The following is a 15,580-nucleotide window of genomic DNA, read 5'->3' as shown; positions in this document are numbered from 1 at the left end:
GAACACTGCGTGGTTCCTCCACGCACGCCTGCACACAAGGAGCACCTGCATGGACTGGCGCGACAAGGCCGCTTGCCTCACCGCTGACCCCGAGCTTTTCTTCCCGGTCGGCAACACCGGACCCGCCGTCGACCAGATCGAGAAGGCCAAGACCGTCTGCGGACGCTGCACGGTGACGGAGGTGTGCCTGCAGTACGCCCTCGAGACCGGCCAGGACTCGGGCGTGTGGGGCGGCCTCAGCGAGGACGAGCGCCGCGCCCTGAAGCGCCGCGCGGCCCGCGCCCGTCGCGCCTCCTAGCGCTCCGCACCGCACGACCGACCCCCGCTCGCCTCACGGCGGCGGGGGTCTCGTCGTCTCCGGAGCAGGAACCCCGCTCCTCGGCTGCTCAGGCCTTCGGTCGCGCGAGCCAGCGCAGCGGCATCTCGATGGTGACCTCGGTGCCGCGCCCGACGAGCGTGTGCCAGTCGATGGTGCCGCCCAGCTCGCCCTGGATGAGCGTGCGCACGATCTGCGTGCCGAGTCCCGAGCCGACCTTGCCCTCCGGCAGTCCGACTCCGGTGTCGAGCACCTTCACCGTGAGGACGTCCTCGGTGCGGGTGGCCACGATCTCGACGTCGCCCTCGCGTCCGGCCAGCCCGTGCTCGACGGCGTTGGTGACCAGCTCGGTCAGCGCGAGGGCGAGCGGAGTCGCGTACTCGCTCGGCAGGTTGCCGAAGCTTCCGCTGAGCTTGGGATGCACCGTGGTGTTGTGGGTCGACGCCACCTCGGCGATGAGCAGCAGGACCCGGTCGAACACGGCATCGAAGTCGACGTTCTGGTTGAGCCCCTCCGAGAGGGTGTCGTGGACGACCGCGATCGCCGCCACGCGCCGCATGGCCTGGGTGAGGGCCTCACGGGCGAGGTCGGAGTGGGTGCGCCGCGCCTGGATCCGCAGGAGCGAGGCCACGGTCTGCAGGTTGTTCTTCACCCGGTGGTGGATCTCGCGGATCGTCGCGTCCTTGGTGATGAGCTCGCGCTCCTGATGGCGCAGCTCGGTGACGTCGCGGCAGAGGACGACGGCTCCGACACGCTCCCCGCGATCGCGGATCGGGATCGCCCGGAGCGACACCGTCACTCCGCGTGCCTCGATGTCGGTGCGCCAGGGCGCGCGGCCCGTCACGACCAGCGGGAGGGACTCGTCGATGACGAGCTTTCCGGTGAGCAGCTTCGTCGTGACCTCGGCGAGCGACTCCCCCTCGAGCTCGTCGGCGAAGCCGATCCGGTTGAAGGCCGAGAGCGCATTGGGGCTCGCGAAGGTGGTGATGCCGTCGACGTCGAGCCTGATCAGACCGTCGGAGGCGCGCGGGGCGCCGCGCCGCGGACCGGTGGGAGCCCCGAGGTCGGGGAAGTCGCCCGACGCGATCATCGAGAAGAGGTCGTTCGCGCAGTCGTTGAAGGTCAGCTCCTGGCGGCTCGGGGTGCGCGTCTCGCTGAGGTTCGTGTGGCGGGTGACGACGGCGATCGGCCGATCGGCGGTCTGCGAGTCGGAGGCGCTGAGCCGGCGGATGACCGGTACCGCTCGCACCCGCGTGGGAGTCTCCTCGAACCAGTCCGGAGCCGAGGTGTCGACGATGCGCGCGGTCTCGAACGCCTCGACGACCTGGGCGCGCCACTCCGACTTGATGCGCTGCCCGACGAAGTCGCGGTAGAACAGCGTCGCTGCACTGGAGGGCCGGGCGTGGGCGACGGCGACGAAGCTCTCGTCGGCGGTCGGCACCCAGAGCACGATGTCGGCGAAGGCGAGATCGGCCAGCAGCTGGGCGTCGCCGACCAGGAGGTGCAGCCATTCGACGTCAGCGTCCGTGGAGCGGCCGTGGGCGAGGACGAGATCACTGAGGGTCGACACGCGACCAGCCTAAGCGCTCGCCGCCGGGCCCTTCGCGGCAGCGGAAGCAGCGTCTGCGGCACGCACCGCACCGGGCGCACTGCGCGCCGTGTTATCCACAGTGTCGCGTTCCCGAGTACGTGAGCATCCCTCGACTGCTTCGATGAGGTCGTCCCTTCGCGCCCCACCCTGAGCGCACCACACCGTTCGAGCCGAGAGGTGACCCGACACATGAGTCGCTCGTCATGCCACTGGAGCATCCTGTATGAGCCGCCCTTCGAACGCCTTCGACTACCGGACGCTGCCGCTCGAGGCCGCGGCGACGACGCCACGATCGCCGACCGCGGCGTTCTTCGCGGCGCAGCCCGCGACACGCGCCGAGCTGCCCGACCCCGAGCCCGTTCTCGCGCGTCTGACACTCCTCGTGATCGAGATCCTCGCCGGGTCGCGCGAGATCGATCAGATCGCGCGATGGCTGACGGACGACGTCTACCGGCACCTCCAGAAGCGCGTCGTGCTCGCGGCGCGGGCACGGGCCCTGCAGGGCCGCCCGGCGCATCGCATCCCGTTCACCGTGGGCAGGGTGGTCCTGTCGGAGCCGCGTGACGGAGTGGTCGAGGCCGTGGTGCTCGTGCACAACCGGGTCCGCACGCGCGCGGTCGCCATCCGCCTCGAGGGGCTCGATGCCCGCTGGCGGGCGACGGCGATCAACGTGCTCTGAACGGTCCCCGTCCGCGGGCTCGCGATCCGCGTCCGGGCACCTCCGACGACGACGGCCCCGCTCCTCCGCTGCTGCGGGGGAGTCGGGGCCGTCGTGTCGCTGCGTCGGCAGCTCGGTGGGTCAGCGGCGCTTGGACTGCGCGCGGCGCTCCTGGCGGTTGGTCGGAGCCTCGTCGGTGACCGCGGGCGACTTCTGCCCGAACGCCCCCTTCGTCGTGGGCGCCTCCGGCTCGTCCTGCGGGCGGACCTCCCGCGCTGCGGCCGCACTGGCCTTGGCGGTCGCCGCCTGCTGCACCTGGCCGCGCTGGTTGCGCACCTCGACTCCGCCCGAGTCGCTCGGAGCCGAGTAGCTCAGCTTCTCGACCGGGGCGACGGGAGCCGCGAGGCCCTTGGCGGCGACCGCGGCGACCTCGCCCTGCTTCTGCGTCACCTCGACCTCGAGGTTGAAGAGGAAGCCCACGGTCTCTTCGCGGATCTGCCCCATCATCTGCTGGAACAGGGCGAAGCCCTCGCGCTGGTACTCGACCAGCGGATCGCGCTGCGCCATCGCGCGCAGGCCGATGCCGTCCTTGAGGTAGTCCATCTCGTAGAGGTGGTCGCGCCAGCGGCGGTCGATCACCGAGAGCACGACCCGGCGCTCGAGCTCGCGCATCGCGGGCGCACCGAGCTGCTCCTCGCGGCGCTCGTAGGCGATCTTCGCGTCCGAGAGGATCTCGCGGCGCATGAACTCCTTGTTGATGCGGCCGCGGCTGCCCGCCTCCTGCACGACCTCGTCGATCGTCAGGCTGATCGGGTAGAGCGTCTTCAGCTCGGTCCACAGGGCGTCGAAGTCCCAGTCGTCACCATTGCCGTCGCCCGTGTGCACGTCGAGGATCTCGTCGATCACATCGACGAGGAACTTCTGGGTGCGCTCGTGCAGGTCGTCGCCCTCGAGGATGTGCCGGCGGTCGGAGTAGATCGCCTCGCGCTGACGGTTCAGCACGTCGTCGTACTTGAGGACGTTCTTGCGGATCTCGGCGTTGCGCGCCTCGACCTGCGACTGGGCGCTCCGGATCGCCCGCGAGACGACCTTCGACTCGATCGCGATGTCGTCGGGGACGTTGCCGCGCCCCATCAGGGCCTCGGCCGCGCCGGAGTTGAACAGGCGCATCAGGTCGTCGGTGAGCGAGAGGTAGAAGCGGCTCTCGCCGGGGTCGCCCTGACGGCCGGAGCGGCCGCGCAGCTGGTTGTCGATGCGGCGCGACTCGTGGCGCTCGGTGCCGAGCACGTAGAGGCCGCCGGCGGCCTGCACCTTCTCGGCCTCCTCGCCAACCTTCGCCTTGACCTCGGCGAACACGTCGTCCCAGGCGGCCTCGTACTCCTCCGGAGTCTCGGACGGGCTGAGCCCCTTGCCGGCCATCTCGGTCACGGCGAGGAACTCGGCGTTGCCGCCCAGCATGATGTCGGTGCCTCGGCCGGCCATGTTGGTGGCGACAGTGACGGCGCCGAGGCGACCCGCCTGCGCGACGATCGCCGCCTCCCGAGCGTGGTTCTTGGCGTTCAGCACCTCGTGCCGCACGCCCTTCTTCGCGAGCAGGCGCGAGAGGTACTCGCTCTTCTCGACGCTCGTGGTGCCCACGAGGACGGGCTGGCCCGAGGCGTGACGCTCGACGATGTCCTCGACGACCTGCTCGAACTTGACCTGCTCGTTCTTGTAGACGAGGTCGGGGTTGTCGAGGCGCTGCATCTTGCGGTTCGTCGGGATCGCGACGACCCCCAGCTTGTAGGTCGCCATGAACTCCGCAGCCTCGGTCTCGGCCGTTCCCGTCATGCCGGAGAGCTTGGAGTAGAGGCGGAAGTAGTTCTGCAGCGTGACGGTGGCGAGGGTCTGGTTCTCGGCCTTGACCTGCACGCCCTCCTTCGCCTCGATCGCCTGGTGGATGCCCTCGTTGTAGCGGCGGCCGGCGAGGATGCGGCCGGTGTGCTCGTCGACGATGAGGACCTCGCCGTTCAGCACGACGTAGTCCTTGTCCTTCTTGAACAGCGCCCTGGCCTTGATGGCGTTGTTGAGGAACGAGATGAGCGGCGTGTTCGCCGACTCGTAGAGGTTCTCGATGCCGAGGTAGTCCTCGACCTTCTCGATGCCGGGCTCGAGGACGCCGATGGTGCGCTTCTTCTCGTCGACCTCGAAGTCCTCGCCCTCGATCAGGCGCTTGGACAGGTTCGCGAACTCCGAGAACCAGCGGTTCGCCTCGCCGGAGGCCGGGCCGGAGATGATCAGCGGCGTCCGCGCCTCGTCGATCAGGATGGAGTCGACCTCGTCGACGATCGCGTAGAAGTGCCCGCGCTGCACCATGTCCTGGGCCTGCCAGGCCATGTTGTCGCGGAGGTAGTCGAAGCCGAACTCGTTGTTGGTGCCGTAGGTGATGTCGGCCGCGTACTGCTCGCGGCGCTGCTCGGGGGTCTGGCCCGAGAGGATCACGCCCGTCGTCATGCCGAGGGCGCGGAAGACGCGGCCCATCAGCTCGGACTGGTAGGAGGCGAGGAAGTCGTTCACCGTGACGATGTGCACGCCGCGGCTCGCGATGGCGTTGAGGTACGCGGGGAGGGTCGCGACGAGCGTCTTTCCCTCTCCGGTCTTCATCTCGGCGATGTTGCCCAGGTGCAGGGCGGCGCCTCCCATGAGCTGCACGTCGAAGTGGCGGAGGCCGAGGGTGCGCCTGGACGCCTCGCGGACCGCGGCGAACGCCTCGGGCAGCAGGTCGTCGAGCGACTCGCCGTTCGAGTAGCGCTCGCGCAGCTCGACGGTCTCGTTCTTCAGCTCCTCGTCGCTGAGGTGCGTGAAGTCCTCTTCGAGGGTGTTGACGGCCTTCGCGTAGTTCTCGAGGCGGCGGATGACCCGCCCCTCCCCGACGCGAAGGACCTTTTCGAGAACTGAGGCCACGGGGTACTCCAAAAGGTAGAAGGCAGAGGCTCCGCACCGGAGCGCGGACCGCGACCAGCCTAGCCGGGGCGGGCTGTGCACGGTCTGAGGTGCTGTCCGCCGTCGGCGGACGCGAACGGGCCCCGGCGTGCGCGACGCCGGGGCCCGGGGGATGTCGGACGGGGGTCAGCCCGCCGCCTGCTCAGCGAGCTCGTCGGCCTCGTCGCCGAGACCGATGACGCCGTAGTCCCAGCCCTTGCGGCGGTAGACCACGCTCGGACGGTCGGTGTCGGCGTCGATGAACAGGTAGAAGTCGTGTCCGACCAGCTCCATGTAGTCGACGGCGTCGTCGACGGTCATCGAGACGGAGGCGAAGACCTTCTTGCGGATGACGACGGGGCAGTACGGCTCCTCCTCCACCTCGTCCTCCGCGGGTGCCGCCTCGGCCTGGACGGGAACGACTCCCGTGCTCACCTGCTCGAGGATCGCGGCGTCGGCGGGCTGGATGGCGACGACGCTGAAGTCGTCGGCCGCCGCGTCGCGGAGCGAGGTGGGCCGATGCTGGCCCCGATGCACCTTCTTGCGGTCCTTCGCCCGTCTCACCCGTTCGAGGAGGCGCCCGAGGGCGACATCGAAGGCCGCGTACTTGTCCGCCCCGCTCGCCTCTGCGCGGACCACCGGGCCCTTGCCGATCAGCGTCAGCTCGACGCGGTCGCCTCCGGGGGCTCCCTTGCCCTCGCTGTGGCGGCTCGCCTTGATCTCGAGCGCGAGTGCGCGCTCGGCGAGGTGCTCCACCTTCTCCGCCTTCTCCGTCGCGTACGCGCGGAAGCGATCGGTGATGCCCAAGTTGCGTCCTGTGATGTCGATGTCCATGACAACCTCCCAGTCGAGTACGGCGTGCCGCCTTTCTCTGGGGCGGACCGTTCACGCCGTGCCCCCGAGCGTAGACCTCGGCCACCGGAGTGTCACCGAGTGTTCATGCGGAGGACCCTCGGCGCCTCCGCAGAGTCGCGTGGGGATCCCGTCTCGGTGCGCAGTGCCGCCCCCGCGAGAGCGACGGCACCGCGTACTCTGCCGCCGGCCGCCTCCACGGCGCGTCGCATCTCGAGCAGGGTGGCGCCCGAGGTGACGACGTCGTCGACGAGGAGGATCGGCGACGAGCCCTCGAGCGGGCGGCGCGCGCGGAACGCGCCCTCGAGGTTGCCGCGGCGCTCGACCCTGCTCAGACCCACCTGGTCGAGTGAGCGCCTCGCGCGGCGGAGCGGCCTCGCGGTGCGCCCGCCGGCGGCCCGCACGATCAGGTCGACAGGGTCATATCCGCGGCGGAGACGGCGACCTGGGGAGCCGGGCGGACCGATGAGGTCCACCGGCTCGTCGGTCGCGGCGAGCCGCAGCGCCGGCCCCAGCAGCTCGCCGAGCGGCCGGGCCGCGCCGACCCGCCCCTCCTCCTTGAGCGCGAGGATCAGGCGACGCGCCACCCCCGCGTAGGCCGCGGCGGTGACGACCTCCAGCGGATGCTCCTCGGGACCGAGAGTGCGCAGGCCCGGGCGCGCCGCCGTCGCGAGCTCCTCGCGGCAGAGGTCGCACGGCCCCGAGCGCGCCGGGTCGCCGCAGGCGGGGCAGTCGACGGGGAGGAGGACGGCGAGGGCATCGAGGAGGTGGTCCCGGATCATGCGCTGAGTCTGCGGGATGCGCAGCACGCGGAACGCGCCACGCGCCCTGCTCCGACGCGGGACGACCTGTGGAGGAGCGAGCCCGCACCGCGATGCTGCTCCGACGGTCGGCCCGCCTCAGGACCCCATGCCGGTCTGCACCGCGAGGACGCCGATGTCGGTCGCGATCGTCTGCCACGCCGATCCGCGCTGCTGACGCAGCTCCCCGCCCTCGGCGAGGATGCGGATCTGGGTCGAGGCGTTGCCCGCCGCGATCTGCCGGGTGCCGGTGGTGGTCCCCAGCGCGGTCGCGCCGCCTCCGATCTGGTTCATCGTCACGATGTCCTCCCCCGTCGACGAGCGGACGACCGAGACGACGTCCAGCTCGTCCGACCAGCTCGCCGCGACGGCCGTGCCCAGGGTCGAGCGGAGCACCACGGGCTCGCCGACGGCGAGCGGCTCCCCCGCCGCCGACCGGGTGATCCCGGCGAGGAGGACCGTCGCCTGCTGCCCGTCCTGGGCGAGGGCGAGCACCCGGGTGCCGTCGCGCGACACCGCGAGGGAGGCGATCGAGTCGATCTCGGACCAGGCCGTCGCGACCTGGAACGAGGTCGCCCCGTCGGAGGAGTAGGCGACCAGCTCGGTCGGCGCCGCCGACGGGACGGACCAGACATAGCCGAGGGGGTCGATGCTCGGCGCCGTCAGCCCGGAGCGCGCGTCGAGGAGCACGTCGTCCTGGCCCGGCGCCACGAGGCTCACGCCGGCCGCCGAAAGCACGGCCGCTGCCGCGTCGGCGTCGGCCCCCCTCTGCTCGCCCAGCACGACCGCGGTCGGCGAGAGGGCAGCCACCCGGTCCGAGACGCTGGTCGCGGTGAGACCGGAGGAGCCGAGGAAGCCGAAGTCGCCGTCGGTCAGCACGAGGGGCCGGGTGTCGACCCGCGGGGAGGTGGGGAGCCCGCTGGTCTCGGCCGGCACCTCGATCGGGTTCTGCTCGACCGAGAGGGTGACGCCGGTGACGTTCGAGACGTTCCCGAGACTCCGGCTGAGCTGCAGCGACATCAGCCGCCACTGCCGCTCGTCGGCCTCGAGCGCCGCGGAGTTCAGATCGACGACGGCGCGCTGCGACTCGACCGGCACGGTCTCGGCGGCGAGCGCCGTCCCCGTCGGGAAGGCCGAGACGACGGCTCCGGAGTCGCGCAGCCACGCGGTGGGCCCGCGCAGCAACTCGGTCACGATGGTCGTGCTGGTCGAGCTGTCGGCGCGCGACGCGAACCAGCGGAGGTCGGGCACGAGGAAGCTGTAGCTCGGGTCGTAGAAGTAGAGCGCGTGGGTCGAGAACACCTGCTCGAAGGTCGTCCGGTCGATCACGACGCCGCTCGGAGGGGCGCTGATCCGCCACTCCCCGTTCTCCTGCACGAAGCCGTAGTCGAGACTCAGCGTCGCCGTCGCCGTCACCTCGGTGTACACGCCGCTCGCGTCGACCTCGGCGATCGGCGTGATCGTCAGGGAGAGGCTCGAGGCCGACTGCTGGGTCTGGGAGCGCTGCCCCTCGTCGACGGTCACGTGCTCGCTCGGCGTCCAGTCGGCGCCCGAGGACAGGAACTCGCGAGCGATCTTGTAGTTGTTCTGCGGGCTGGAGGCGGCGTCGATGAAGCCGCTGAGGATGTCGAGCTGGGAGGCGCCGGCCGTCGGTCCCGAGGGCAGGAAGTCGTACTCCAGGTCCTGCGGAGCCGTATCCGGTCGGCCCACGCCGACGTCGCCCCCGCGCGGGATCCCCGCGCAGCCCACGAGCGCCAGCACGAGCAGCAGCGCTCCGGCGAGGGAGCGGAGCGTCCGCCCGCCGCTCACGAGAGCGCCCCCCGATCGGCGGTGTCCGGAGTCGGCAGCGGCGGCATCACGATCGGCCCGGTGAACGCCTGCTCGCCCGCGTCGATCGGCGGGAGCGGCAGCGGCGAGGAGTCGATGCGCTCGCCCCGTCGGCGCGGGATGGTCAGCCGGAAGCACGCGCCGCGGTCGGGCATCGACCAGACCTGCAGCCAGCCGTGGTGCAGCATCGTGTCCTCCTGGGCGATCGAGAGTCCGAGGCCGGTTCCGCCCAGGGTGCGCCTGCGGGAGGGGTCGGCCCGCCAGAACCTGTCGAACACGCGCACGACCTCCTCCGAGCTCATGCCGTGACCGTAGTCGCGGACGGCCAGGGCGACGGCCGTCGCGTTGCTGTCGACGGTGACCACGATCTCGCGGCCGTCGCCGTGCTCGATGGCGTTGCCGAGGAGGTTGCGCACGATCCGCCGGATCCTCCGCGCGTCCATGTCGGCGTCGAAGTAGCCGCCCGGCGCCGAGAGCGTCAGGACGGAGCCGTTCGCCTCGGCGATCCCGCTCATCCCCTCGATCTCCTCGCCCGCGAGGCGCACCAGGTTGACCGGCTCGAGCTCCAGCTCGGCCGAGCCCGCGTCGTGCCGCGAGATCTCGAGGAGGTCGGCGAGCAGGCTCTCGAACCGGCCGATCTGCCCGTGCAGCAGCTCGACGGTGCGCTCCGCGACCGGAGGGAACGCGTCGCGCTGGTCGAAGAGGACGTCTCCGGCGAGCTTCATCGTCGTCAGCGGAGTCCGGAGCTCGTGCGAGACGTCGGAGACGAAGCGCTGCTGCACCCGGCTCAGGGTCGCGAGCTCGCTGATCTGGTCCTGCAGGCTGTCGGCCATGCCGTTGAACGAGCGGGCCAGCGTCGCGATGACGTCCTGGCCCTTCTCGGGGATGCGGACGTCGAAGTCTCCCGCGGCGAGGCGCTGACTCGTCTCGGCCGCGACCCGCACGGGGGCGACGACGATCCTGACCACGACCCAGCTGACCGCGCCGATCAGGAGGATGAGCAGGATCCCGGCGACGTTGAGCACCTGCTGCACGAACTGGAGTGTGCGCTCCGCGTCGGCGAGGGAGTAGCCGATGTAGAGCTCGTAGCGGCCCGCCGAGCTCGGGAGCTCGAGCGTCGAGCCGACCAGGATCCCCGGCTGCTCCTCTCCGGAGGCGTCGAGCGTGACCGACTGCCAGTACTGACCCTCCGGCCCCGCCTGCACGCGCCCGCGCAGCTCGTCGCTGATGACGCCGTCCTGCAGCTCACGGTTGTAGATGTCCTGGGGCGCGAGGGAGGAGGGCTCCTGGTCGGGCGAGCGCACGATGGCGATCAGGGCGGAGGAGGAGTTGTCGCGCACCGCCGTGCGGACCGAGCTCATCACCTCCTCCATGTCCTGCCGGGTCGAGACCGTGGCGGCGTCGAGGTACCCCTGGGCCGCGCGGGTGGCGCGGGAGGTGTCTCCGGTGACCTGGTCGAGGCGCGACTGGAAGAGGTTGTCGCTGATGCTGTAGGAGAGGTAGATCCCCGTGGAGCCGATCGCGATGCCGCTGAGCAGCACGGTGATGGCGACCGCCCGGAACTGCAGTGAGCTGCGCCACGCCCGGATCACCCTCCGCGGCCACCGGCGGATCGCCGGGGCGCCGAACCGGCGCGCGGGGGGCACGGTCAGCTCGGGACGACGGCGCCGGCGCGGTAGCCGACACCGCGGACGGTCATCACGATCCTCGGGTCGTCCGGGTCCTTCTCGACCTTCGCGCGGAGCCGCTGGACGTGCACGTTCACGAGCCGCGTGTCGGCCTTGTAGTGGTAGCCCCACACCTGCTCGAGGAGCATCTCGCGGGTGAACACCTGCTGCGGCTTGGTGGCCAGGGCCAGAAGCAGGTCGAACTCGAGCGGGGTCAGGCCGATGCGCACCTCGCCGCGGCGCACCTCGTGGCCGGCGACGTCGAGGCTGAGGTCGCCCACCTGCAGGACGGCGTTGGCCGCGACCTGGGCCGGCCGCAGACGGGTCTTGATCCGCGCGACGAGCTCCTTCGGATCGAACGGCTTGACCATGTAGTCGTCGGCGCCGGACTCGAGGCCCTGCACGACGTCGGAGGTGTCGGACTTGGCGGTCAGCATGATGATCGGGACGCCGGACTCGGCACGGATGTCGCGGCACACCTCGATCCCGTCCCGTCCGGGGAGCATGAGGTCGAGCAGCACCAGATCCGGGCGCGACCGGCGGAACGCGTCGAGGGCGCCGGACCCGTCGGCGCAGAACGACACGTCGTACTCCTCGGCCCGCAGCACGATGCCGATCATCTCGGCGAGGGCCGCGTCGTCGTCGACCACCAGAATGCGCGCGCTCATGAACCCGTCTTCCTCGTCTCGGTCGCGCTCGCCCTCCGGGCGCCCGCGGTCACGGCCTCAGGCTAACCGACGAGGCAGGGAGGGCGCCCGGCGCGCAGGGGGAGTGCCGGGCGGGCCTGTGACAGCATGGGAGGGATGACCGACGCAGCTCAGTGGCCGCCGCCCGCAGGGCCCACCGGCCGTGACGACGAGGCCCCTCGCCGGGACGACGGGGTGCTCCCGGGCGCGGCTCGACAAGTGCCGCCCGTGTCGCCGGCCCCTCCGGTCGCTCCGGTCGCGTGGTCGTCGACGGGTCCCTGGCAGTCCGGAGCGCCGACGGCCGGCCCTGCCCCCGGCTGGACCCCTCCGCCCAAGCCCGGACTCGTGCCGCTGCGCCCGCTCGGCTTCGGCACCCTTCTCGGCGCCCCGTTCCAGGTGCTGCGGCGCAGCCCCCGCACGACCCTCGGAGTCGCCCTGCTCGTCCAGGGGCTCGGCTCGGTGCTGGCACTGATCGTCTACGGCGTCGTCGCCGTGCTGGCCGTCGGGCGGATCGCGCAGGCGGAGGAGGCCGACCGCGACGCTGTCGGAGCCGGCTCCCTCGCGGTCGTGATCCTCGCCGCCCTGATCCCGCTCGCGGTCTCCCTCGCGACCGGCGCTCTGGTGCAGGGCGTCGTCGTCCTCGAGGTGTCGCGCGGTGTCCTCGGCGAGCGGCCCACGCTCCGCCGACTGCTGGGCCGCCTCCGCGGGAGGTTCTGGGCGCTCGTCGGCTGGACGGTGCTCCAGGGCGTCGGACTGGTGCTGCTCGTCGTGGTCGCGGTGGCGCTGTCGGTGCCGCTCTTCCTCCTCGGCGCGCAGGACGGCGGCGCGGGAGTGATCGTGGGCGGTGTCCTCGTCCTCGTGTTCGCCGGTCTCGCTGCGAGTGCGCTCGGCGTCTGGATCGGCACGAAGCTCGCGCTCGTCCCGAGCATCCTCGTCATCGAGCGGCAGCCCATCGGCCGCGCGATCGCGCGCTCGTGGCGCCTGGTCACCGGCGGCTTCTGGCGCACCTTCGGGTCGCTCGCTCTCATGCTCGTCATCGTCCAGCTCGCGGGCCAGGTCATCGCCACGCCCTTCAGCCTGCTGGTCCCGATCGCGGGGGCCCTGATCGCCCCGACCGACCCGAACGCGCAGATCGTCGCCTCCGCGGTGGTCGCTCTGCTCTCCGTCGCTCTCGGCCTGGTGATCGGCGCCGTCGGCACCGTCCTCCAGTCGGCGGTGACGGGTCTCGTCTACCTCGACCGCCGCATGCGCCGCGAGGGCTTCGACCTGGTGCTGCTGCGCCATGTCGAGGACCGCGCGGCCGGCCGCGACACGCCCGACCCCTTCCCCGCTCCGGAGCGGGCGCCCCGGTGATCCTCGCGTCGTCCTCCGGTGCGCCCCTGGTCCCCGACGCCGAGGAGGCGCGTCGCCTCTTCCTCGAGGAGCTGGCGGATCCCCGGTACCGGGCCGCGGAGCCGAACTGGTTCGACCGGGTGGTGCAGGCGGTCCGCGACTGGTTCGCCTCCCTCTCGCTGCCGACCGACGGAGCGACCGTGCCGGTCGCCGCGATCATCGGGGTCGTCGTCCTGCTCGCCCTGGTCGTCGTGGCCCTCGTCCTGGCCGGGCGTCCCCGGCTCCGCCGCCGGAGCACCGTCACCGGAGCGGTGCTCGCCGAGGACGACGGGCGCTCGGCCGACGAGATCAGGGCCCTCGCCGAGGCGGCGGCCGCTCGGGGCGCCTGGGACGAGGCGCTGGTCGAGCGCTTCCGCGCCCTCGTGCGCTCCCTCGGGGAGAGGACCGTCGTGAGCCTCTCCCCCGGGACGACGGCGCACGGCTTCGCCCGCCGCGCCTCGGCCGCCTTCCCCGGGTCGGCGGACGGCCTCCGCCGGACCGCTGATGACTTCGACCGGGTCCGCTACCTCGGCCTCGCCTGCACCGCGGCCGACTACGAGCGGATCCGAGACCTCGATCGCGTCCTCGCCGACGCGACCCCCGAGCTCGGCGCCCTCGCCGATCCGTTCTCGACGCCCGGCGCCCGACGATGACCGCCGCCACCGACTCCGTGACCACCCCGACCCTGGGCGCGCTGCTGCGGCGGGGCCGGGTCTGGGTCGTCCTGCTCTCCCTCGTGGCGGTGGGCACCCTCCTCCTGACCGTCGCGACCGGATCGACCTCGCTCGCTCCCGATCTCGACGTCGACAGCGCCGCGCCCGACGGAGCACGGGCGGTCGCCCAGGTGCTGCGGCAGCAGGGAGTCGACGTGCTGCGCGCGGACACCCTGGACGAGGCCGTGGAGAGCGTCGACGGCGGAACGACGATCCTCGTCGACGATCCGAGCGGCGTGCTCGACGAGTCCCAGTACGCTCGCCTCGCCGCGGACGCCGTCGTGCTGGTGCAGCCGACGGGGGCCGCCCTCGACGCGCTGCTGCCGGGAGTCGCCTTCGCCGGCGCTCCGCTGGAGGAGGGCGCGCTCGTCGCCGACTGCGCGCTCCCCGCCGCCGAGCGCGCGGGCTCCCTGCCGTCGGGCGGGAGCACCTACCGCGTCGTCGAGGGCGACAGCACCGGCTGCTTCCCCACGGGCGACGACGCCTTCGCGCTCGTATCGGGCCCCTCCCCCGACGGAGGGACCGTGACCGCGATCGGCGACGCCGACCTCCTCCGCAACGGGACCGTCGACGAGGCGGGACGCGCCGCGCTCGCCCTCGGACTGCTCGGCGGCGAGGACACCCTCGTCTGGTACCGCGCGGGCGTCGACGACCTGACCGGCGCTGTCGACCCGGATCCCGCCGACCTCGCGCCCGGCTGGGTGACTCCGGCGCTCCTCCTCCTCGTCTGCGTCTTCCTCGCCTCCGCGGTGTGGCGCGGGCGCCGCTTCGGCCCGCTGGCCGTGGAGCCGCTGCCGGTCGTCGTGCACGCGAGCGAGACCGCCCGCGGCCGCGCCCGTCTCTACGCGCGCGGCGCGACCAGGGTGCGCGCGCTCGACGCCCTCCGCATCGGGACGCTGCACCGGGTCGCGGCGATGCTCGGCCTGTCGCCCTCCGCCGGCGTCGACGAGATCGTGTCGGCGTCCTCCGACCTGCTCGGGCGCGATCCGGGCGCCGTCCGCCGCCTGCTGGTCTCCGACGAGCCGGGCGACGACGGCGCGCTCGTCGCCGCCTCCGACGAGCTCCTCCGCTTCGAGAGCGCGGTCCGCGCGGCTCTCGCTCCGACTCCGCATCCCGCCCGACGACCGGAAGGCCCCCACCGATGAGCGACACGTCCCTCCCTCCCACCGGCCTCCCGCCGCTCGGCGACGACGAGCTGCGCCTCGAGCTCGACCGCGTCCGCACCGAGGTCGGGCGCGCCGTCGTCGGCCAGGACGGCGCCGTATCAGGTCTGCTGATCGCCCTCCTCGCCGGCGGGCACGTCCTCCTCGAGGGTGTCCCCGGAGTGGCCAAGACGCTGCTCGTGCGCGCTCTGTCGGTCTCGCTCGGGCTCGACACCCGTCGCGTGCAGTTCACCCCCGACCTGATGCCGGGTGACATCACCGGCTCTCTGGTCTACGACGCCTCCACGTCGGGGTTCGCGTTCCGCGAGGGTCCGGTCTTCACCAACCTGCTGCTCGCCGACGAGATCAACCGGACCCCGCCCAAGACCCAGGCGGCGCTGCTCGAGGCGATGGAGGAGCGCCAGGTCAGCGTCGACGGGCGGACCCTCCCTCTGCCCGACCCGTTCCTGGTCGCGGCGACGCAGAACCCCGTCGAGTACGAGGGCACCTACGCGCTGCCCGAGGCGCAGCTCGACCGCTTCCTCCTCAAGCTGGTGCTCGACGTCCCGCCGCGGGAGGTCGAGGTCGAGGTGCTCGCGCGGCACGCGGCCGGGTTCGATCCGCGCGACCTCGCCGCGGCGGGCGTGCACCCGGTGCTCGACGCCTCGCGGCTCCGCGCGGCTCAGGCCTCGGCGCGCCGCGTGGGCGCAGGGCCCGACGTCCTCGGCTACATCGTCGACGTCGCCCGAGCGACGCGGGAGAGCCCGAGCGTGAAGCTCGGCGCGAGCCCCCGCGGATCGACCGCGCTCCTGGCCGCCGCTCGAGCGTGGGCGTGGCTCAACGGCTACGGCTCGATCACCCCCGACCACGTGCAGGCGATGGTGCTGCCCGTCCTCCGCCACCGCATCCAGCTCCAGCCGGAGGCGGAGCTCGAGGGCGTGCGCACGGAGGCGGTCCTCGGCGGCATCCTCCAGCAGGTCCGCGTCCCGGTCTGAC

13 protein-coding genes are annotated in these 15,580 nt (G+C 72.2%); 6 read left to right on the top strand and 7 right to left on the bottom strand.

Translation table 11 applies throughout. The features are described 5' to 3' along the window. Positions 1 to 49 precede the first annotated feature (49 nt). Positions 50 to 298 carry a WhiB family transcriptional regulator gene (locus B9Y99_RS04390; protein WP_056045195.1) on the top strand — a complete coding sequence of 83 codons (249 nt, stop codon included), beginning with the start codon at positions 50 to 52 and terminating at the stop codon, positions 296 to 298. A gap of 88 nt (positions 299 to 386) precedes the next feature. On the opposite strand, the gene B9Y99_RS04385 is transcribed toward B9Y99_RS04390, so the two are convergent. After that, the gene (locus B9Y99_RS04385; protein ID WP_085475341.1) at positions 387 to 1,886 is read right to left on the bottom strand and encodes a sensor histidine kinase; all 1,500 of its coding nucleotides are present in this window, start codon (positions 1,884 to 1,886) and stop codon (positions 387 to 389) included. 244 nt (positions 1,887 to 2,130) lie between these two features. Between B9Y99_RS04385 and B9Y99_RS04380 the strand changes: the two genes are divergently transcribed. Further along, positions 2,131 to 2,586: an Rv3235 family protein gene (locus tag B9Y99_RS04380; RefSeq protein ID WP_244274764.1), complete on the top strand. Its 456-nt coding sequence runs from the start codon at positions 2,131 to 2,133 to the stop codon at positions 2,584 to 2,586. A 120-nt stretch (positions 2,587 to 2,706) separates the two neighbouring features. On the opposite strand, the gene secA is transcribed toward B9Y99_RS04380, so the two are convergent. The 6 genes from secA to mtrA all read right to left on the bottom strand — a co-directional run bounded on the left by secA (position 2,707) and on the right by mtrA (position 11,340). Continuing rightward, entirely contained in the window at positions 2,707 to 5,508 is a 2,802-nt protein-coding gene (secA, locus tag B9Y99_RS04375; protein WP_085475340.1) for a preprotein translocase subunit SecA, read from the bottom strand. 165 nt (positions 5,509 to 5,673) lie between these two features. Continuing rightward, positions 5,674 to 6,360: a ribosome hibernation-promoting factor, HPF/YfiA family gene (gene hpf, locus B9Y99_RS04370; RefSeq protein ID WP_085475339.1), complete on the bottom strand. Its 687-nt coding sequence runs from the start codon at positions 6,358 to 6,360 to the stop codon at positions 5,674 to 5,676. A gap of 92 nt (positions 6,361 to 6,452) precedes the next feature. After that, positions 6,453 to 7,160, bottom strand: a complete 708-nt coding sequence (locus tag B9Y99_RS04365; RefSeq protein ID WP_129587888.1) for a ComF family protein — start codon at positions 7,158 to 7,160, stop codon at positions 6,453 to 6,455. A gap of 117 nt (positions 7,161 to 7,277) precedes the next feature. Beyond that, positions 7,278 to 8,987 carry an LpqB family beta-propeller domain-containing protein gene (locus B9Y99_RS04360; protein WP_085475337.1) on the bottom strand — a complete coding sequence of 570 codons (1,710 nt, stop codon included), beginning with the start codon at positions 8,985 to 8,987 and terminating at the stop codon, positions 7,278 to 7,280. After that, positions 8,984 to 10,651, bottom strand: a complete 1,668-nt coding sequence (gene mtrB, locus B9Y99_RS04355) for an MtrAB system histidine kinase MtrB (protein WP_085475336.1) — start codon at positions 10,649 to 10,651, stop codon at positions 8,984 to 8,986. Before mtrB ends, B9Y99_RS04360 begins: the two co-directional genes overlap by 4 nt. 2 nt (positions 10,652 to 10,653) lie before the next feature. Continuing rightward, a complete protein-coding gene (gene mtrA / locus B9Y99_RS04350; protein WP_085475335.1) occupies positions 10,654 to 11,340 on the bottom strand; it encodes an MtrAB system response regulator MtrA in 687 nt (228 codons plus the stop codon). A gap of 135 nt (positions 11,341 to 11,475) precedes the next feature. Between mtrA and B9Y99_RS18700 the strand changes: the two genes are divergently transcribed. The 4 genes from B9Y99_RS18700 to B9Y99_RS04335 are packed head-to-tail and all read left to right on the top strand — an operon-like array spanning position 11,476 to position 15,579. After that, positions 11,476 to 12,711 (top strand): hypothetical protein, encoded by a 1,236-nt coding sequence (locus tag B9Y99_RS18700; RefSeq protein ID WP_165759531.1) that lies wholly within the window; start codon positions 11,476 to 11,478, stop codon positions 12,709 to 12,711. After that, on the top strand, positions 12,708 to 13,382 hold the full coding sequence (locus B9Y99_RS18695; protein ID WP_165759530.1) for a DUF4129 domain-containing protein: 675 nt from the start codon (positions 12,708 to 12,710) through the stop codon (positions 13,380 to 13,382). Before B9Y99_RS18700 ends, B9Y99_RS18695 begins: the two co-directional genes overlap by 4 nt. Continuing rightward, complete coding sequence (locus B9Y99_RS04340) at positions 13,379 to 14,587, top strand: DUF4350 domain-containing protein (protein ID WP_085475334.1); 1,209 nt, start codon at positions 13,379 to 13,381, stop codon at positions 14,585 to 14,587. The genes B9Y99_RS18695 and B9Y99_RS04340 overlap by 4 nt, the downstream gene beginning before the upstream one ends. Continuing rightward, positions 14,584 to 15,579 (top strand): AAA family ATPase, encoded by a 996-nt coding sequence (locus B9Y99_RS04335; RefSeq protein ID WP_085476235.1) that lies wholly within the window; start codon positions 14,584 to 14,586, stop codon positions 15,577 to 15,579. Before B9Y99_RS04340 ends, B9Y99_RS04335 begins: the two co-directional genes overlap by 4 nt. Position 15,580: the final 1 nt, after the last annotated feature.

It is taken from the genome of Rathayibacter oskolensis, assembly GCF_900177245.1.
Classification (GTDB): Bacteria; Actinomycetota; Actinomycetes; order Actinomycetales; family Microbacteriaceae; genus Rathayibacter; species Rathayibacter oskolensis.
Note: the sequence above shows the minus strand (reverse complement) of the source record. Positions and strands in the feature narration are given on the sequence as shown.